Genomic DNA, 18740 nt, shown 5'->3' with positions numbered 1-18740 from the left:
TTCGATATAGCGAGATTTGATTTATTATTGCCGGAGCTGGAGGAAGAAACGGCCGAGTGTAGACCGCGTTCGCGTTCGCCCTCGGGGGCGAAACCCGCGAAATCCTCATATCGGATGCTTGTGTATGTCATGGCACCGGCACGCATGCCGGAGTGGGGTGAACGATGGCGACTGCCAACTCGAACGAGGCCGAATACGACTACCCGGTCGGCTACGAACCGGAGGTACAAACAGAGACGGTCGAACTGGACCGTCGAACCGTCGAGCGACTCGACGCGCTGCGCGAGGACGACGAGTCGTACGACGAACTGATAACCGAACTCGCGTCCATCTTCGCGGCGAGCGAACTCTCCGCCGCGCGCGTGGACAGCCCGCTCATCGAGTGACGCCCCGCGTCGCTCGATTTTCCGTATTTGAGACGCGCTAAGAGAGGAATCGCCGTTCAGAGGACGAACAGTCGATAAATGCTACGTTGCTATACAAAATCTACAACCCCGACGAACTAACCGTCCGATTTTTTGCCGGGAGCGCGAAAGCTCCGGGTATGACCGAGTTCGACCCCGAGAAGTTCGAGGACAAGTACGCCAACTACTTCCCCGAACTCCAGCGCGCGTACAAGAACGCCTTCGAGACGATGAACGACGAGTTCGACTCGTCGCTCATCCACGGGGTCGACCAGCAGATTCTCAACGAGTCCGAGCCGTTCTACGAGGACGACGACTTCTCCGTGCAGCTCCCCGACGACCCCGCGGAGCGGCTGACGGCGGTCGAAATCGACGACGACGAGCTCGATGCCGTCCTCGACCGCTACGTCGACGAGATAGAAAGCGAGCTTCGGCGGGTCTTCGGCGTCGAGGCGTAACCCCGAACCAAAGGCCTAAGCACGTTCACCTCGAAGTCGCGTGCATGAGCACGGAGACGCAGGACGGCGAGGACGACCTCAAAGAGCGTGTCGTGAACTTCCTCCGTCGGAACTTCCCGCAGATCCAGATGCACGGCGGCAGCGCGGCCATCCGCGACCTCGACCGCGAGACCGGTGAGGTTACCGTTCTCCTCGGCGGCGCTTGCTCCGGGTGCGGTATCTCCCCGATGACCATCCAGGCCATCAAGACCCGCATGGTCAAGGAGATTCCCGAGATCAACGAGGTCCACGCCGACACCGGCATGGGCGGCGACGGCGGGATGGGCGGCGACAGCCGCGGCGGCAGTCCGTCGTTCCCCGGCGACACCAGCGACGACACGACCGATATCGAGGACGACCAGGGCCCGCAGGCCCCGTTCTAACTCGACGGTTCGGACGTTTTCGTCGCGGCGGCGGCCGAGAACAGGAGTTTTATCGGCAACTACTCCCCACCCTCGGGTATGACTGCCGAGTCGCCCGAGAACGTCCTCTTCGTCGTCATGGACACCGTCCGAAAGGACCATCTCACGCCGTACGGCTACGACCGCCCGACGACGCCGGGGCTCGACCGGTTCGCTGACGAGGCGACCGTCTTCGAGCAGGCCGTCGCGCCCGCGCCGTGGACGTTGCCGGTCCACGCCTCGCTTTTCACCGGGATGTACCCCAGCCAGCACGGGGCCGACCAGGAGAATCCCTACCTCGAAGGCGCGACGACGCTCGCCGAGACGCTCTCGGCGGCCGGCTACGACACCGCCTGTTACTCCTCGAACGCGTGGATAACGCCCTATACGCACCTGACCGACGGCTTCGCCGAGCAGGACAACTTCTTCGAGGTCATGCCCGGAGAGTTCCTGTCGGGGCCGCTGGCGAAGGCGTGGAAGACGATGAACGACAACGACGCGCTCCGGACGCTGGCCGACAAACTCGTCAGCCTCGGCAACACCGCCCACGAGTACCTCGCCGGCGGCGAGGGCGCGGACTCGAAGACGCCCGCGGTCGTCGACCAGACCATCGACTTCATCGACGACTCCGAGGAGTTCTTCGCGTTCGTCAACCTCATGGACGCGCACCTGCCGTACCACCCGCCGGAGGAGTACAAAGAGCGCTTCGCGCCCGGCGTCGATTCGACCGAGGTCTGCCAGAATTCCAAGGAGTACAACGCCGGTGCCTACGAGATTGACGACGACGAGTGGGAGGACATCCGCGGGCTCTACGACGCCGAAATCGCCCACATCGACGACCAACTCACCCGGCTGTTCGACCACCTGAAAGAGACCGGCCGCTGGGACGACACCATGGTCGTCGTCTGCGCCGACCACGGCGAACTCCACGGCGAACACGGCCTCTACGGCCACGAGTTCTGCCTGTACGACCCGCTCATCAACGTCCCGCTCATGGTCAAACATCCCGACCTCGGCGCGGACCGCCGCGACGACCAGGTCGAACTGGTCGACCTCTACCACACGGTCCTCGACTCGCTCGGCGTCGAGGGCGGCGAACCCGCGAGTCCCGGCGACGACGCTGTCGGCCTCGACCGCACGCGCTCGCTCCTGTCGGCCGACTACCGTGAGTTCGCGCGGGCGGCGAACGACGACCCCGGTCAGCGCCGAGACGGCGAGTACGCCTTCGTCGAGTACTCCCGTCCCGTGGTCGAACTCAAGCAATTGGAGGAGAAGGCCGCGAGCGCCGGCATCGAACTTCCCGAGGACTCGCGGTTCTACTCCCGGATGCGGGCGGCGCGACGGGGCGACGCCAAGTACGTCCGAATCGACCGCGTCCCCGACGAGGCCTACCGCATCGACGTCGACCCCGAAGAGACCGAGAACGTCGCCGATTCGGACGACGAGGCGGTCGCCGAGACGGAAGCCGCTCTCGCGGAGTTCGAAGACGCCATCGGCGGCGCGTGGACCGACGCACTCGATACCGACGTGTCGGACGACTCCGTAGACCAGATGGACGACGAGGCACAGGACCGCCTGCGCGACCTCGGCTACCTCGAATAGCGACCGACGCCGAGTCCCCACTTAGCGTATCCCTGCTCCCCGCTCCCACGCCCGGAGCAACGCCGCGAGCGTCCGGTTCGTCGGCACCTCGAAGCCGTGTTCGGCGGCGATATCCACTATCGCACCGTTGATAGCGTCCACCTCAGTCCGCTTTTCGGCCGCCACGTCCTGCAACATCGACGAGCGGTTCGCGGCGGTCTTTTCAACCACGCGGTCGACTGCCTCGCGGGCGACGCGGTTCGGGAGCGACACACGCTCTAATCGGGCGACTCGGGCCGTTTCGCGGGCCGCTCGGTGTGCGAGTTCGCCGGCGTCGTCGCCCGCGAGCGCGCCGTTTTCGACCCGCGAAAGCGCGGTGACCGCGTTGATGCCGGCGTTGACGGCGAGTTTCTCCCAGCGCCGTCGCGGCATGTCGGTCGCGACGAGCGTGTTGAGCCCCGCGTCGCGGAACGCCTTCCCGACGCGCTCCGCGAGGGGGTCGGACCCGCCGTCGAGCGCGCCCAAGACGATTCGGCCGACGCCGGTGCACTCGACGCGGCCCGGCTCGACGAGCCGCGCCCCGTAGGTCGCCGTTCCCGCGAGGACCGGCGCGTCGAGGCGAGAAACGAGCGTCTCCTCGGTCAGTCCGTTCTGGAGCGACAGCACCGCGTCCACGTCGCAGTCAGCGAGCGCGTCGGCAGCGGCCGCGGTGTCGAACGACTTGACCGTGACGAGCGCGAGGTCCGCGTCGTGGCCCGTTTCGGTCGTCGTCGCGGCCGGCGAGATGTGCGCCGACTCGGCACCGACGATGTCGAGCCCGGCCGCCGATACCCGGGCCGCGTACGGGTCGCGGGCGACGAGCGTCACGTCGTGGGCCGACGCGAGGAGGCCGCCGACGAGCGTGCCCAGACTGCCCGCGCCGAAGACGAGAATTCGCATGGCTACCCGTACTCGGCGGACGACAAAAATGGCGAGTTTCGCGGGTGCGGCGGTCGAATCGGGGGCGAGGCCTCAGTCTTCGGTCCAGTAGTAGAGTTGCTCCCGTTCGGCACCGCAGTTCGGGCAGGCGTCGGGCAGTTCGTCGAGGTCGCCCATCTCGCCGCAGTTGCTACACCGCCACATCAACTCGGCCTCACCGAACTCGTGGCCGGCGCGCTCGTGTTCGACGGACATCCCCGCGAGTCCCTCGCGGGTCGTCACGAAGAAGCCGTCGTCGTCGAAACCGCGGACGCTCCCGAGTTCGGTTCCGTCCGCCGCGTACACCGTCATTCCCACCGTCGGCTGTGTCTCGTCAGCCATACGCGACTAGTCGTCGCGCGAGCGGATAAAAAGGAACGGCCGAATCCGTGTCGAGGTCGAGCAAGCCCATCAGTAGGCCGGCAGTGAGGCCCACATATAAATAATAAATCTAATACCGCGATATAGAATCGCGTAGCTCGACAAAGCACTTACCGCCACGTCATGGATCCGACAGTATGCCCCGTCTTCGGAGCCGCCGCCGATTCCTCCAACTGGTCGGAAGCGCGTCGTTCGGTGTCGCCGGCTGTCTCGGCCGCGACGGCGGGTCGTCCGGTCCTACGACGACCGAGGCGACGACCACCACCGCCGAACCGTCTACGACTTACGGTCCAACCTCCGGGCCGGACGAACGCGTGACGGCCACGCCGCCGGGCGAGCCCGCGCTCTCGCCGTCGGGGGCGTGGCCGCAGTACCGCTTCGACGCGAGAAACACCGGCTACAACCCCGACGTTTCGATTCCGACCGACGCCGAGGAGTACTGGCGGCTGAACGCCGGCGGCTCACCCGTCCTCGACGGCGACCGCCTCTACAACCTCCATGGGCGCGGGCGCGACAAGCGAGCGTTCGTCCGGCGCGACCCCTCGACGATGGGTGAGCGGGCGGTAACCCCGCTTGTCGGCTACGGCGTGAACTCGCCGCCCGTCGTCGCGGGCGACCGAGTCGTCGTCACGACCTTCATCGAGGTGTTCTGTCTCGCCGCCGACCGCGACGAAGTGCTCTGGCGCGGCCCCGAGATGGACGGTATCCACGGCCCGCCCGCGGTGGGCGACGGCGTCGCCGTCGTCTCAGGCGGCGGGTTCGACGGCGTCCCGACCCAGCTTCGGGCGTTCGAACTCGCGGACGGGAGCGAACGCTGGCGCTACGATCTCGAGAGCGACGCGAAGGGCGCGCCCGCCGTCGCCGACGGGGCGGTGTTCGTCGTGACGAGCGACGCCGTCCACGCCATCGACCTCGCGACCGGCGAGCGGCGCTTCCGCGTCGAGGCGCGGGCGAGCGAGTGGACGACGCCGGTGGCGACGCCCGAGGCCGCGTATCTGCCCACCCGCGACGGAAAGCTCCTCTCGCTCGCCCCGAGCGACGGCACCGAACGATGGCGGTCGCCGGGAAGCGGCGCGCCGGTCGTCGCCGACGACGTGCTCCACGTCGCGGTCGACGGGGAAACCGCGACGCTGTCGCGCGACGACGGGACAGAAGTGACGACGCGATTCTTCGGCGCTCCTCACGCGCGCGCACGGGAAACATTGCTAGTTTCCGATGAACAGGGACGACTAGCAGCGTACAACACTGATGAAGAACGTCAGTTATGGACACACCAGACGCCGGAAGTACAGGTAGCGGACGTGATTTCACAGGGCGTCGCCGCCGCAGTCCCCGTCGACGGCGCGGTGTACGTCGTCGCCGCCGACGGCTTCCACGGGTTAGGGGCGGCGCAGGACTGAGACGCCGAGCGGCGGAGTCGCTCAACTCGCAAAACCTGGCGGAAAAACCTATTCCGGAACTACATGAAATCCGCAATTCCCGACTGCTCGTTCTCCACTTTTTCCGAGTCTCGCTCCGCTCGACTCGCAAAACCTGGAGGAAAAAACCGATTCCGGAACTACATGAAGTCCGCAATTCCCGACTGTTTGTTCTTGTCGTTCTCGAAGACCGATTCGAGGCTCTTTTCGAGCACTTCGAGGCGCTGTTTCGTGTAGTCGCGGCAGTCGAACTCCTCCGCCACCTGAATCGCGGTGTCCATGTACTTGTTCACGGAGCCCTGGTGGACCGTGAGGTTCACCCGGCCGCCGCACTCCCGGCAGTCGCCCGAAAGTGGCATCCGGCGGTACTTCTCGCCGCAGTCGAGACACCGCGTCTCCTGCCGCGAGAAGGCGCGGAGGTTGCCGATGAGGTCCGGCAGGAAGTGGTACTCGATGACGCGCTCTGCCACGTCCGTCTCGTCGACCGCCCGGAGCTTCCGCGCGAGGAACAACTGGGCGTCCATCTTGTCCATCATCGACCCGAGGGTCTTGTACGCAGAGAGGTCCGGGCCGGCGGCGATGTCCGTGGTGTCGTGGGTGTGGTCGAACCCGGTGTACTCGCGGTCGGTTCCGAGGTACTCCTCGGCGATGGTGACCTCGTCTTCCCAGTCGTCGGGGTCTTCCATTCGCAGCGTCGCCTCGTAGAACTCGCGGGGGTACTGCCGCACGATGTCCATGTTGTGCGCCTCGTCGTCGATCTCCGAGGGGTCGATGCGCGAGGACATGACGAGCGGCGCGTCCATCTGCCCGCCGCGCTTGTCGGGGAGATATTCTTTCGAGAAGTTGAGAAGACCGTCCATGAGGAGCATAACGCAGTCTTCGTCCCCGTCGCACTGCGCGACGTGGAGGTCGTTGGCGACCAGCGAGTTGGTATCTTCGACGGTCAACGAGTAGGTGTGGTCGATATCGCTTTCGAGATATTCGACCGAGACGACTTCGTCGAGCCACGTATCCCCGCCATCCGAGAAGAGACGCTGGCTTCGGATGTCCGTGTCGTCGAGCGCGCTCGCCAGCGCCTCACTCTTTCGAGGGAGGTGGAATCCGACTTCCTCGGCGAATCGGACCGCGTTCTCCGACGTGAGTTTGAGGACCCACGAATCGAACGTCGGGACCTCGTCTCCATCGTAGAACTCCGCCACCGCACCGGTCTGTGGTGTTCGGCGCTCAGAGTAGGTCTTCGCGGCGATGCCGAATCGTTTGAGGGCGGCAACGAGGTCGCGTTTGAGGTCGTCGCTCACGGTGTGCGCGCGGATCTCCACACGGTCCGAAGACGCGCTTCCGTCGCCGGAGAAGTACGCCGACAGGAAGGACCGAAGAACCGGCTTGGGGCCGGTAAGTATCGAGTCCGGGACGCGTTTGTCCTCGGCACGCGACCCGCATCCGATGACGTCCGCAAACAGCGACTGAACGAGTCTGCTCGAAATCGTGACCTTCCACTCGTTCTCCTCGAACGCGTCGACGCCGAGCGCTTCGCTAACGGTATCGAGGATGCGTTCTCGGGCGATTTCGTCCGGAATACAGACCGTTGTCTGGTAGAAGTTCCCAGGCGACGCTCTCGTGAATCCTTCCGCGGCGTAGTATCCCAGTACAGTTCCGAACGCTTCGTCGATATCGAGCACTCTCGAAACGGTCGCGGTATCGCGGCGAACGCCAAGAGATAGGTCACGCGGAAGCACGTCGACGACCGTTTCGACGTCTCCGAGAACCTCCACGAACGCCGAGGCCGGAACGCTGTCGCGAGAGACCCAGTTGTAAACCGTCGAATCGCTCCGTCCGAGCCGCTCGGCGACCGGTTTCAGATAGCCGCTCGCTTCGGTATGCTCGTCGAAGAGCGACCGGATTCGGTCCGCACCGAGTCCCCGAATCATCAGGTCTTCGGCCGGTACCGACTCGCCGTTCAGGAACTCCGCGAGCAAGTCGAACTGAGCCGGATCCGCGTCGATGTCGATGCACTTGGGCGACGGAAGCGCGTCGCCTTCGTCGAGTTCGTGCGCGGGAATCCGCGTGAACCCGCCGTCGCCGGCTCGAATCACCGTGTGGTCTGGAGTGACCGTTAGTTCTCTCCCACCGCGAGTCTCGATTCGTACGAGGTGGTCCTGTGCGACGTGCTTAGAGACGGCTTCGACCGGTTTCATCGTCTCTCGTCCGTCTCTGGCCAACGACGGGACGTACACGTCCCCGTCCAGTTCCTGAACGAGGGTCCCGAAGTCGTCGGTATCCGGGTCATCGAGCCGTTCCTCGACGAGCGTTCGAACCTCGTCGTATCGCCACCGGTCGGTCTCGTCCCGGAACCAGATCTTCGTCTCCGGATGGAAGCAGTTCCGGCGCTTCGCGGCGTGGAAGTACGGATGCGCATATCCGACCGCGGCTGTCGTGAATCCGACAACTCTGCCGACGACCGCGGCGGAGGTGTGGGGTGCCATCCCGAAGACGAGTTCGCCGATGAGGTCGTCGCGCTCGTCGATTTCGTAGAAGCGGTCGAGGCCGTAGAACTGGTCGAGGAGGTCGTCGACGAAGTCGGCGGTCTGCATCATGTGCTGGGCCGCGCCGTTCGAGAGGACGATGTCCTGGACTTTGAGTTCGACCAGTTGGTCGTCGAACCGGAGAGGTTCGCCGTCGATGTCGGTCTCGTAGCCGAGTTCGCGGAAGTGGTCGGCGGTCACGTCGAGTTCCTCGGGGCGGACCGCGGTGACGGGCAGGTCGGTCATGTCGTAGCGGACGGTGCCGTCTTTGAACGACGACACGTCGTGTTTCGCCCGCAGGACGCCCTTCTCGATTGGTTCGGGCGTCTTGTTCGCGGAGGTGAGCCCCTTCACGCCCTTGAGAATCTGGAACGACGACTCGCGCTCGCCGACGCGTTCGAGGGCGTTTCGGTACTCGGTGTTCAGGTCGATGTCCTGCCACTCGGCGCTCTCGACGTCCCACTCGCAGCGCTCGCAGTAGACGCGGCCCGACTCGTCGGGTTCGATGACGCTCCCGCAGTCGTCGCACTCGTAGTGGGGTTCGGTGTGACCGCCGCACTCCGGACATTTCGATTTGAAGCCGAACGCGCCGCAGTCGGGGCACTTGCGCTGACCGAGGCGGACCGAAATCTGGCCGCGCTTGCCGGACTCGCCGCGGTGTCTGGCGGCGTCGCCAACGTCGCGTTGGCTCCCGCCGGCCTCGCCGATGGGAAACAGCGTGTGGACCGCGGGCGAGAGGTCGCGGCGCTCGGACTTCTCCGGACGACCCATGCGGTTGCCGATGCGGGTGGGCGCGCGCTCGCGGACGACGAAGGGCGCGACCTCGTTGACGGCCTCGACGGCGTTATCGCCGTCGTCCCACCCGCGGGCGCGCTCGGGGAGGTCGGGGAGTTCCCACGTCCGCTCGCGGTCGTCGGTGAGACCGAGGCTCCGGGCGAGCGGTCGCCACACGGGGACGCGAAGCGTCTCGTCGGTCTGTCGGTGAGCGACGAGCAGGTGTTCGAGCGCCTCCCGAATCTCGGGCGTGTTGTCGAGGACGAGCGTTCCCTCCAGTCCGCGCTCGGGTTCGTTGTCGTGTTCGAGCGCGGCCGCCGTGCCGCCGTCGGCTTCGGCGGCGACGATTTTACCGGCCGCGACGGCGTCGGCGAGCGCGTCGAACCGCTCGACAGAGATGTCGTGCCAGAGGTAGGTGTAGACGGGATGGAGCGGGGCGTCGAACTCGGTCGCCCACGAGAGGGCCTGTTCGACCGACGGCTCTTCGAGGTCGACGGCGGGGTCGTCGCGGAGCGCCTGCACGTTGGCCTCGGTCGCCTCGAACTCCTGAATCCACCACTCGAAGACGTACGAGGCGGGCGCGAGCGGGTGGTTGTTCTCGACGAACTCCCCGAAGTTGACGAGGTACTCGCCGAGGTCGAGAATCTTCTCGACGCCGTTCTGGAGTTCCTTCGCCTCCTCGGGGTCGTCGATGCGGCGCACGTCGCCGTTGGCGAGTCTGACCGTCGGCCCCTCGATGGAATCGACGGGGACGACGCCGCCGGCCTTGCCGGGACGCTCGGTCTTGATTTGGGTGCCGGTGGCGATGAAGTCGTCCACGATGTGCATCGTCGCGGGGTGGACGCCCGCGGTCGCAAAGCCGTGGTTGCGGGCGCGGCCGTAGCGCAGGCGGAAGCCGCCGGGCGCGGAGGGGTGGCCGAACACCGGGCGGCCCGCGATGAGGTCGCGGAGGAACTTGGTCGCGGGTTCGACGCGGGCCGGGCCGTCGGGGGCGTCGCTCTCGGCGTCGTCGGTCTCTGCGTCCGGGTCGGCCTCGGCCTCGTCGGCTTCGTCGCCGTCGTCTCCCGCGTCGCCGGCGTTCGCGGCGTCCCCGCCGTCCTTGCCGATGGTGCCGTCGATGAGGTCCTGGAGCCACGGCCAGTCGACCTCGTCGAGTTGGCGGGTGTAGCGCTGAATCTTCGGGGCTTTGAGCGCGATACCCTCGGCCATGACGAGACACATGCCGCCGCGGGCGGAGTTGGTGTCGACGCGTTCGAGGTCGCGGTAGCCCGAGACCTCCTCGTCGCCGGTGGCCTCGCCGTCGAGCATGATTGGCATGTTCTCCGCGATGAAGCGCGACTCCTTGTCCTTCGGCGAGTACTGGAGGCCGGTCTCCTTGTCGTAGAGGTTTATCTCCTCGACGTAGCGCTCGACCTCGTCGGTTCGAGCCTTGTACTCGTCGATGTCGAGCAGCGAGCGGGCGTAGTCAGCGACGAGCACGGAGAGCGCCTGTGCGGTGCCGCCCGCCGAGCGAATCGGGCCGGCGTAGTAGACGTTGACGAACTCCGTGCCGTCGTCGTTTTCGAGGATTTCGACGCGGTCGATGCCCTCGATGGGGGCGGCGACGACCCCCTCGGTGAGGAGGGCGACGGCGGTGCGGACCGCGCCCTCGACTTTGCCCTCGCGGGAGTCGTAGTCACCGACGTTGCCGTCGACGAAGTCCGTCACGAGTTCGAGCGCGGCCTCCTCGCGGGACATCTCGCCTTCGAGTTCGCGGACGCGCTCTGCGACGCCGTCGATGCCGAGGATGTTTTCGACGCGGTCGGCCATGTCCTTGGCGACCGGAATCTCGACTTCGGTCTTCGGGTCGTACCCCGTCGCCTTCGCGGCCTCAGCGAGGTCGAACGCCTCGTCGAGGCGGGCTTCGATGCGACGGAAGTACCGGGTTTCCTCCTCGCGCACGGTTACAGCCAGAGGTCGAGGTCGGTCACCGCGTCGTGATCGCGTTCGAGCGGTTCCTCGAAGGCGCGGAGGTTCAGTTCGCCCGCGAAGACGGTCGCTGAGTCGAGATGTCCCGCGAGCGCCTGGCCGCTCCGCCGAGAGAGAACCGCGTGCGTGTGTGCGAAGGGCTCGCCGTCGAGGAGCGCGACGTTACCCACGCAAGCGGCGACTTCGAGCGGCTCGTCGAACGTCACGGACTGGTACTCCTGGTCCGTCTGGTCGTAAAACCAGAGTTCGGCGTCCTGGACGGCACCCATGGCGTTGAACCACGCGGACTCGATGTCCTTGCGCGCGCAGAACTCCTCGATCTCCTCGCGCCAGTCCGCACCGTGTTCGAGACGGGCGAGGTACTCCTCGCTCACCGTCACCGCTCGAGCGTTCATGCAGCGTACCACGAGCGAGTCGGACTAAAATGTGAATGGTCTGTCCGCCGGGCGTCCGGCGGCGGGCTTACGGGCCGGTGCGATTACTGCCACTCGTCGAGCGCGAGCGCGTCGGCTACGTCAGCAGCGAGCCACGCGTCGTCGCGGGAGATATCCGCGATAATAAGACGCTGGCCCGTCTGAGAGCGATCCACCGAGGCCATGACCTCGGCGCCCGAGTCGTCGACGGAAGCCGTCGCATCCGGCGTCATGTATGATACATAGTGACACCCCTATATAAGTGGACCGAAACTGCGGGCCGAGAAGTGTCCCGTTGACTGATTCTGTCGCCTCGAAAGCAGGTTTGAAATGTAAAACGAGTTTTGTAGGGATTCTCGTGGCAGTTTTCGCCGCTTGGGTATGGAACTACCACCCTTCCACGCTACACTATATCAAACAAATCGAATACGGTAAGTTTATCCACGCGCCGGGAAAATTTCGTTCTGAATGCCAGACACTAACAAACTCTCGCGTCGCCGCTTCCTGAAGGCAACGGGTGGGGCTGCCACGGCCGCCGCTCTCGCCGGTTGTACCGGCGGTGATGGTGAAGAGACGACGACGACCGAATCCGGTGGCGAGGAGACCACCACCTCGTCGACGACCCAAGAGGACACGGGCACGGAGCTGTCCGGGTCGGTGTTCAACCGCACCCTCTCGGGGACCATCACGACGATGGACCCCGTCGCCGCGACCGACACGTCGTCGGGCATCCTCATCCAGCAGGTCTTCGACTGCTTGATGTCCTACCAGAACGCCCTCCCGACGGTCGAAAACGAACTCGCCGCGGACTACACGGTCTCCGACGACTTCACGACCTACACGTTCGAGCTCGCGGACGCGACCTACCACAACGGCGACCAGGTCACCGCCTCGGACTTCATTTACTCGTGGGAGCGCCTCGCGGCCTCCGAGAACAGCCGTCGCGCCTACTTCATCCTCGACTCCGTCGGCGTCGAACACGAGACGGACGACGAGGGCGACTACGTGCCCGGGTCGCTCGGTCTCGAAGTCGGTGAGAGCGAGAGCGAACTCGTCGTCAACCTCTCGGAGCCGTTCCACGACACCCTCGAAATGTTCGCCTACACCTCCTTTGCCGCCCTTCCCGAGGGCGTCCTCGGCGACGTCGAGGGTCACGACGGCGAGATGGAGTACACCGAGTTCGCGTCGAACAACCCCATCGGTGCGGGTCCGTTCGAGTTCGCGTTCTGGGAGCAGGGCACCGCCGCGGCCGTCTCCAAGTACGACGACTACTACGGGCAGGTCGCGCAGGTCGACAACGTCCGCTGGCAGGTCATCGAGGACGACACGGCCCGCTACAACTACGCGATGAACGAGAACGCGGACTACTTCACCCTGCCCACCGCGCAGTACGACCCCGGACTGGCTCAGGTGGAGTCGACCGACGAGTACGGTCGCGAAATCGGGACGTATGGTCCCGTCCGTAACGGGAAGACGCTCAACTACGTCGGCGTTCCGACCCTCTCCATCTACTACGTCGGCTTCAACATGAACAAGGTCCCGAAGGCGGTCCGTCAGGCGTTCGCCTACGTCCTGAACCAAGACCAGATGGTCTCGGAAGTGTTCAAGGGCCGCGGCTCCGCGGCGGAGCTCTTTACGCCGCCGACCATCTTCCCCGGCGGTGCGCAGGCCGCGAGCGACCTCGTCAGCTCCGACTACCCGTACAGCGCGGGCGAGACGGACATCGAGGCCGCCCGCCAGGTCATGGAGGAGGCCGGCTACGGTCCGGACAACCAGTTCGAGGTCCAGTGGACCCAGTACAACAACAACGCGTGGGAGGAGATGGCGAGCATCCTCCGCGACCAGCTCGCATCCGCCCACATCAACATGCAGATTCAGAAGGCCGACTTCTCGACGCTTCTCGAACGCGGCCGCAACGGTCAGCTCGAAGCGTACACCCTCGGCTGGATTGCCGACTGGCCGGCCCCGGACAACTTCCTGCAGCTCATGAACCCGCCGCAGACGGACACGTCCAAGCAGGGCCCCATCTCGTACGTCAACTGGACGGCCGAAAACGGCGACGCCGCCCAGCAGGCGACCGACGCCTATCAGCAGGTCGTCAACAACCCCGCGCCGACCGACGAGGCCCAGCAGGTCCGCGACGAGGCCTACGTCGACATCGAGATGGCCAACTGGGAAGACGTCGCGATGCTGCCGGTCTACAACCAGAAGGAAGAGACGTTCTGGTACGACACCGTCGACATCGAACCGTTCGGTGGAATGGGTCCGAGCCGCCAGAAGCTCAACACCGTCACCCTCAACCGATAAAACCGAGGAACACGGGAACGCTTTCGCGTCCCGTCTCAATCGAAACGGCCGAATATTTTTGACAAGCGTACAATTAGTGGCCACTATATGAAATAATCTGGTATCAGAGTTGCTGAAACTGCGATATTTGGACCTCAAAGCGCAAGACATATCCATACCACTCAGTAAAAACTTACAACAATGTCCGCTCGAACGGTCTGCGAGGTGATGCCATGAGTCGATGGCAGTACTTCCTCCGCAGGGTACTGATGTCGATTCCTGTCGTCATCTTCGGGACGACGATTACGTTTGCCCTCATCCGCCTGGGGCCACTCGACCCCGTTTCAGCGATTCTGGGGACGCAATACAACCCACAGGCGGCAGAACAGATTCGAACGAACCTCGGGTTGAACCAGCCGCTATGGAGTCAGTACCTCGACTTCATGTACGACCTGTTCACCTTCCAACTCGGCCAGTCGTGGGTCATCGCGCCCGGGACGACCGCGTACGAACTCATCGAAATCTACGCGCCCCGGACGATTTGGCTCGGGTTCTGGTCGGTCGTCATCGCGCTGTTCGTCGGGATTCCGCTCGGCTTCTACGCCGGGCTGAACCCGAACACGCCCTCCGACTACGCCGCTTCCTTCGGCGGAATCGTCTGGCGCGCGATGCCGAACTTCTGGCTGGCCATCATGCTCGTCACGGCCCTCTCACAGCTCGGGTCGTGGACGAACGGCCTGTTCACGTGGCAGACGTGGATTGTCAGGACGAACGTCGTCACACCCCCAGCGCTCGGCTTCTTCCAGTCGCCGGTCGAACAGTTCCTCGCTGACCCCGGCGGGTGGATCGAGTCGTTCGTCCGAGCGACGAAGCAGATAGCCCCCGCGGCGCTGGTCCTCGGCTCTGCGTCGATGGGCAACGAGATGCGTATCGGCCGTACCGCAGTCCTCGAAACTATCAACTCGAACTACGTCGAGACCGCCCGCGCGAAGGGCGTCACCGGGCGCTCGCTCGTCTGGAAGCACATCTTCCGGAACGCGCTCATCCCGCTCGTGCCCATCATCACGGGCGAGGCGTTCCTGCTTCTCGGCGGGTCGGTGTTCGTCGAGACGGTTTTCGCCATCAACGGCCTCGGCTGGCTGTTCTTCAACGCCGCCATCAACGGGGACCTGCCGCTCATCGGGACGCTGATGTTCATCTTCATCCTCATCCTGGTCGGCACGAACATCCTTCAGGACTTCCTGTACACGATTATTGACCCGCGCGTCGGGTACGACGGGTGAATCACAGTGAGCACGACAACCGAAACCGAAATTCCGCTCCGACAACGAGTCGCTGAGAACCCCCAGCCCGCGCTGATTTGGGCCGCCGTCGGTGCAGTCCTCGTCGGCGTCGAACTGGGCGCTATCCTCCAAGTCGTCGGTGCCGTCGCCGGCGTGGTCGTCAACCTCCTTCCCGGTGACCCGGGCGCGTCCGCCGTCCAGTCGCTGCAGGCTGCGTTCGACGCGATTCCGACGCTCGTCTCCCGGGACGTGATTCCGAACCAGGGCTACTGGAACGGGACTAGCTACCAGAACACCTTCCTCGGGCTCTCACCCGCGGTCGCGTGGGCCATCCGCGTCGTGTTCGTCTACGCGTACGCCTTCGCGGTGCTGGCGTGGGCGTGGAACGGCTACAACCGGTTCCGCCGCCACTACCGCCGCGTCGACTGGACGCCGCGGGACGACGTGGTCAACCGCTTCCGGAATCACTCCTGGGGCAAGTTCGGGCTCATTATCGTCATCACGTTTGTGGTCATGGCGGTATTCGCGCCCGCGCTCGGTCCGACCACGATGGAGCGGAACATCCTCCAGCCGTACGACTACGAGGTCAGCTACTGGAGCGAAGACACCCAGAGCGTCGAGACCGTCCTCGTCGGCGAGGCCAACATCGGCTCCGGGTCGCAGGGGGCGGGCGACGAGAACGTCGCGCCGCTGACGTACGACGACTTCGGCAGGTTCCATCCGTTCGGCACGGCGACAAACGGGAAGGACTTGTTCACACAGGTGGTGTTCGGGGCCAGGATATCCCTGACAATCGCCGTCGTCGCCATGGGTATCGCCGGCCTCATCGGACTCGGCTTAGCCATGATAACGGCGTACTACAAGGGACTGGCCGACTTGGCGACGGTGTTAGTCTCAGACTCGATACAGGCGTTGCCGGTCATCATGGTCCTCATCTTGATGCTCGTCATCTTCCAGAACACCTGGGTGAGGGAGTTGTACGACGGCGCGGTGCTCATCATCCTCATCTTCAGTATCGTCTACTGGCCGTTCATCTGGCGGTCGATACGTGGCCCGGCGCTCCAGGTCTCCGAGGAGGACTGGATCGACGCCGCGAAATCATTCGGACAGACGCCGACGCAGGTCATGCGCAAGCACATGGCACCCTACGTGTTCAGCTACATGCTCATCTACGCCTCGCTCAGTCTCGGTGGTATCATCATCAGCGTCGCCGGGCTCTCCTACCTCGGGCTCGGCATCACCGCGCCGACCCCCGAGTGGGGCCGGCTCATCGCGAACGGACAGCAGTACGTCGCGAGCCCCTCGTGGCACATCTCGCTGCTTCCCGGCCTCCTCATCACGCTCGTCGTGACCGGCCTGAACGCCTTCGGCGACGGCATCCGCGACGCCATCGACCCGCAGGCGGACACCGGTGACGAGGCCGCGGCCACCGGAGGTGGCGCATGAGCACCGAACAGGCGCGCTCGGCCCGCACCGAGGGCGAGCCGCTGCTCTCCGTCGAGAACCTCCGAACGTCGTTCTACACCGACAAGGAGGTCATCCGCGCGGTCGACGGCATCTCGTTCGACATCTTCCGCGGCGAGACCGTGGGCATCGTCGGCGAGTCCGGGTCGGGCAAGTCCGTCACGGCCCGCTCCATCATGCGGCTGGTCGAAAAGCCCGGCCGCATCGAAAACGGCCGCATCATGTACGACGGCGAGGACCTCCTCGACAAGTCGGCAAAGCAGATGCGCTCCATCCGCGGCGGCAGCATCGCGATGGTGTTCCAGGACCCGCTGACGAGTCTGAACCCCGTCTACACCGTCGGCAACCAGATTAAGGAGGCGCTTCGCCTCCACCGCGGACTGAGCGGGTCGGCGGCGACGAAAGAGGCAATCGAGCTGCTCGAAGCGGTCGGGATTCCGGACGCCCACCGTCGCGTCCGCGAGTACCCCCACCAGTTCTCCGGCGGGATGCGCCAGCGCGCCGTCATCGCGATGGCGCTCGCGTGCGACCCCGAACTGCTCATCTGCGACGAGCCGACGACGGCGCTCGACGTGACTATCCAGGCGCAGATTCTGGAGCTCCTCGAAGAACTGCAAGAGGAACGCGACCTCGGCATCATGTTCATCACCCACGACATGGGCGTCATCGCCGAAATCGCCGACCGCGTCAACGTGATGTACGCGGGCGAAATCGTCGAGAGCGCACCCGTCGTCGAACTGTTCGAGTCGCCGAAACACCCCTACACGCAGGGGCTTCTCAACTCCATCCCCGGACAGGGGCTCGACGAGGACGAACAGCTCGCGACCATCGAGGGCGACGTGCCGACGCCGAACGAGGACCCGACCTACTGTCGGTTCGCCCCCCGGTGTCCGAAGGCGTTCACCGAGTGCGACACGGTCCACCCAGAGCCCGTCGAAGTCGGAGACGGCACGGGCCGACACCGCGCGTCGTGCCTGCTGTACCCCGACGACCTCCCCACGGAGGAGGCGGTCGCCGTCCACCGCGAGGGCGGACAGCGCGGAGGTGACACGCGATGAGTACGACATCCACGGAAGAAGAACAGACTGCGAAGCCGCGCGGAGATACCATCCTCGAGGTCAACGACCTCAAGACCTACTACGAGGACGGCGGCATCCTCGGGAGCAACCCTGTGAAGGCGGTCGACGGCGTCTCGTTCGACATCCAGCGCGGCGAGACGCTCGGGCTCGTCGGTGAGTCCGGCTGCGGGAAGTCCACGCTCGGTCGCACGCTGATGCGCCTCGAAGAGGCCACCGCGGGCGAGGTCAAGCTCAACGGCACGGACATCACCACGCTGTCCGGCTCCGACCTCAAGCAGTTCCGCGAGGACGTGCAGATGGTGTTCCAGGACCCCGATTCGAGCCTCAACGAGCGGATGACCGTCGGCGAAATCGTCCGCGAGCCGCTCGACGTTCACGACTGGAAGACGCCGTCAGAGCGCCGCGAACGCGTCCGCGAACTGCTCGAAACCGTCGGGTTGCAGGAACAGCACTACTACCGCTACCCGCACCAGTTCTCCGGCGGCCAGCGCCAGCGCATCGGCATCGCCCGGGCGCTCGCGCTCGAACCGGAGTTCATCATCCTCGACGAGCCGGTGTCGGCGCTCGACGTGTCCGTGCAGGCGAAGATTCTCAACCTGCTCGAAGACCTGCAAAACGAGTTCGGGCTGACGTACCTGTTTATCGCCCACGACCTCGCGGTCGTCCGCCACATCTGCGACCGCGTCGCCGTGATGTACCTCGGCAACATGATGGAAATCGGCCCGGCAGACGAGCTGTTCGACGAGCCGGCGAACCCGTACACTCACGCGCTGTTGTCGTCGATTCCGGAGCCGGACCCGACCGTCGAGCGCGACCGCATCACCCTCCGCGGGACGCCGCCGAGCCCGCGGGACCCGCCGTCTGGCTGTCCGTTCTCGACGCGCTGCCCGGTGAAGATTCGCCCGGCGGCGTACAGGGAGATGGACCCCGACCTCTGGGAGCGCATCGAAATCTTCCGCGAGGTCCTTCGCGAGCGCTCTCGCGCCGACCCCTCGCTGAGCGACCGCGTCCGGAAACTGCTCGGCCGCGAGACCCACCGCGCCGGGATGGACGAAATCATCCCCGAACTGTTCGGCGACTTCGACGCGCCCTCGGACGTGATGAACCACATCCGCGAGGCCGCCGACTACGCCGAAAACGACGACGAGGACGCCGCACGGACCTACCTCCGGGAGGAGTTCGGCAGCGTCTGTGACCACGAGCGACCCGAACAGCTCGCGGTCGGCAACCGGGGGCGACTGAGCCTCTGTCACCGCCACGAGGCCGAGTACGAGGAGCCGGCGACCGTCTTCGAGACGCTCGTCCAATAGCC

Annotated in this window: 15 protein-coding genes; 10 read left to right on the top strand and 5 right to left on the bottom strand. The window is 65.2% G+C overall.

Features of this window, described 5'->3' with window-relative positions:
• Positions 1 to 164 precede the first annotated feature (164 nt).
• The 4 genes from ACSR87_RS08070 to ACSR87_RS08055 all read left to right on the top strand — a co-directional run bounded on the left by ACSR87_RS08070 (position 165) and on the right by ACSR87_RS08055 (position 2904).
• Positions 165 to 386 carry a DUF7557 family protein gene (locus ACSR87_RS08070; protein WP_004065778.1) on the top strand — a complete coding sequence of 74 codons (222 nt, stop codon included), beginning with the start codon at positions 165 to 167 and terminating at the stop codon, positions 384 to 386.
• A 158-nt stretch (positions 387 to 544) separates the two neighbouring features.
• A complete protein-coding gene (locus tag ACSR87_RS08065) occupies positions 545 to 862 on the top strand; it encodes a DUF5783 family protein (protein WP_498530121.1) in 318 nt (105 codons plus the stop codon).
• A gap of 44 nt (positions 863 to 906) precedes the next feature.
• Complete coding sequence (locus ACSR87_RS08060) at positions 907 to 1284, top strand: NifU family protein (RefSeq protein WP_004045112.1); 378 nt, start codon at positions 907 to 909, stop codon at positions 1282 to 1284.
• Positions 1285 to 1362: 78 nt separating this feature from the next.
• Entirely contained in the window at positions 1363 to 2904 is a 1542-nt protein-coding gene (locus ACSR87_RS08055; protein WP_498530120.1) for a sulfatase, read from the top strand.
• A 21-nt stretch (positions 2905 to 2925) separates the two neighbouring features.
• Here ACSR87_RS08055 and ACSR87_RS08050 read toward each other — a convergent pair whose 3' ends face one another.
• Together ACSR87_RS08050 and ACSR87_RS08045 are read right to left on the bottom strand one after the other, a co-directional pair.
• Positions 2926 to 3822 (bottom strand): ketopantoate reductase family protein, encoded by an 897-nt coding sequence (locus ACSR87_RS08050; protein ID WP_498530119.1) that lies wholly within the window; start codon positions 3820 to 3822, stop codon positions 2926 to 2928.
• Between the two features lie 72 nt (positions 3823 to 3894).
• Positions 3895 to 4182 (bottom strand): DUF7130 family rubredoxin-like protein, encoded by a 288-nt coding sequence (locus tag ACSR87_RS08045; protein ID WP_498530118.1) that lies wholly within the window; start codon positions 4180 to 4182, stop codon positions 3895 to 3897.
• A gap of 176 nt (positions 4183 to 4358) precedes the next feature.
• Here ACSR87_RS08045 and ACSR87_RS08040 point away from each other — a divergent pair, with 176 nt between their 5' ends.
• The gene (locus ACSR87_RS08040; RefSeq protein WP_498530117.1) at positions 4359 to 5621 is read left to right on the top strand and encodes an outer membrane protein assembly factor BamB family protein; all 1263 of its coding nucleotides are present in this window, start codon (positions 4359 to 4361) and stop codon (positions 5619 to 5621) included.
• A gap of 158 nt (positions 5622 to 5779) precedes the next feature.
• Here the strand turns inward: ACSR87_RS08040 and ACSR87_RS08035 are convergent, their stop codons facing one another.
• From ACSR87_RS08035 to ACSR87_RS08025, 3 genes are all read right to left on the bottom strand, one after another.
• Positions 5780 to 10876 (bottom strand): DNA polymerase II large subunit, encoded by a 5097-nt coding sequence (locus ACSR87_RS08035; RefSeq protein ID WP_498530116.1) that lies wholly within the window; start codon positions 10874 to 10876, stop codon positions 5780 to 5782.
• A gap of 2 nt (positions 10877 to 10878) precedes the next feature.
• Positions 10879 to 11298, bottom strand: a complete 420-nt coding sequence (locus ACSR87_RS08030) for a PPC domain-containing DNA-binding protein (RefSeq protein WP_008576578.1) — start codon at positions 11296 to 11298, stop codon at positions 10879 to 10881.
• A gap of 83 nt (positions 11299 to 11381) precedes the next feature.
• Positions 11382 to 11549 (bottom strand): DUF7556 family protein, encoded by a 168-nt coding sequence (locus tag ACSR87_RS08025; protein ID WP_004045091.1) that lies wholly within the window; start codon positions 11547 to 11549, stop codon positions 11382 to 11384.
• A gap of 235 nt (positions 11550 to 11784) precedes the next feature.
• Between ACSR87_RS08025 and ACSR87_RS08020 the strand changes: the two genes are divergently transcribed.
• The 5 genes from ACSR87_RS08020 to ACSR87_RS08000 all read left to right on the top strand — a co-directional run bounded on the left by ACSR87_RS08020 (position 11785) and on the right by ACSR87_RS08000 (position 18738).
• Positions 11785 to 13623 (top strand): ABC transporter substrate-binding protein, encoded by a 1839-nt coding sequence (locus ACSR87_RS08020; protein ID WP_498530115.1) that lies wholly within the window; start codon positions 11785 to 11787, stop codon positions 13621 to 13623.
• A gap of 212 nt (positions 13624 to 13835) precedes the next feature.
• Entirely contained in the window at positions 13836 to 14885 is a 1050-nt protein-coding gene (locus ACSR87_RS08015) for an ABC transporter permease (protein WP_498530114.1), read from the top strand.
• Between the two features lie 6 nt (positions 14886 to 14891).
• On the top strand, positions 14892 to 16331 hold the full coding sequence (locus ACSR87_RS08010; protein WP_004065798.1) for an ABC transporter permease: 1440 nt from the start codon (positions 14892 to 14894) through the stop codon (positions 16329 to 16331).
• Entirely contained in the window at positions 16328 to 17407 is a 1080-nt protein-coding gene (locus ACSR87_RS08005; protein ID WP_004065800.1) for an ABC transporter ATP-binding protein, read from the top strand. Before ACSR87_RS08010 ends, ACSR87_RS08005 begins: the two co-directional genes overlap by 4 nt.
• Positions 17404 to 18738 (top strand): ABC transporter ATP-binding protein, encoded by a 1335-nt coding sequence (locus ACSR87_RS08000; RefSeq protein ID WP_498530113.1) that lies wholly within the window; start codon positions 17404 to 17406, stop codon positions 18736 to 18738. The genes ACSR87_RS08005 and ACSR87_RS08000 overlap by 4 nt, the downstream gene beginning before the upstream one ends.
• Positions 18739 to 18740 lie beyond the last annotated feature (2 nt).

Source organism: Haloferax sp. SDI50, assembly GCF_059802635.1.
This window is presented reverse-complemented; position numbering and strand designations above follow the sequence as displayed.

Excerpts from the sequence above, each read along its gene's own strand:
- ACSR87_RS08070 (WP_004065778.1), top strand. The coding sequence starts at position 165 with ATGGCGACTGCCAACTCGAACGAGGCCGAATACGACTACCCGGTCGGC.
- ACSR87_RS08000 (WP_498530113.1), top strand. The coding sequence starts at position 17,404 with ATGAGTACGACATCCACGGAAGAAGAACAGACTGCGAAGCCGCGCGGA.
- ACSR87_RS08005 (WP_004065800.1), top strand. The coding sequence starts at position 16,328 with ATGAGCACCGAACAGGCGCGCTCGGCCCGCACCGAGGGCGAGCCGCTG.
- ACSR87_RS08025 (WP_004045091.1), bottom strand. The coding sequence starts at position 11,549 with ATGACGCCGGATGCGACGGCTTCCGTCGACGACTCGGGCGCCGAGGTC.
- ACSR87_RS08020 (WP_498530115.1), top strand. The coding sequence starts at position 11,785 with ATGCCAGACACTAACAAACTCTCGCGTCGCCGCTTCCTGAAGGCAACG.
- ACSR87_RS08060 (WP_004045112.1), top strand. The coding sequence starts at position 907 with ATGAGCACGGAGACGCAGGACGGCGAGGACGACCTCAAAGAGCGTGTC.
- ACSR87_RS08030 (WP_008576578.1), bottom strand. The coding sequence starts at position 11,298 with ATGAACGCTCGAGCGGTGACGGTGAGCGAGGAGTACCTCGCCCGTCTC.
- ACSR87_RS08015 (WP_498530114.1), top strand. The coding sequence starts at position 13,836 with ATGAGTCGATGGCAGTACTTCCTCCGCAGGGTACTGATGTCGATTCCT.
- ACSR87_RS08050 (WP_498530119.1), bottom strand. The coding sequence starts at position 3,822 with ATGCGAATTCTCGTCTTCGGCGCGGGCAGTCTGGGCACGCTCGTCGGC.
- ACSR87_RS08045 (WP_498530118.1), bottom strand. The coding sequence starts at position 4,182 with ATGGCTGACGAGACACAGCCGACGGTGGGAATGACGGTGTACGCGGCG.
- ACSR87_RS08040 (WP_498530117.1), top strand. The coding sequence starts at position 4,359 with ATGCCCCGTCTTCGGAGCCGCCGCCGATTCCTCCAACTGGTCGGAAGC.
- ACSR87_RS08065 (WP_498530121.1), top strand. The coding sequence starts at position 545 with ATGACCGAGTTCGACCCCGAGAAGTTCGAGGACAAGTACGCCAACTAC.
- ACSR87_RS08055 (WP_498530120.1), top strand. The coding sequence starts at position 1,363 with ATGACTGCCGAGTCGCCCGAGAACGTCCTCTTCGTCGTCATGGACACC.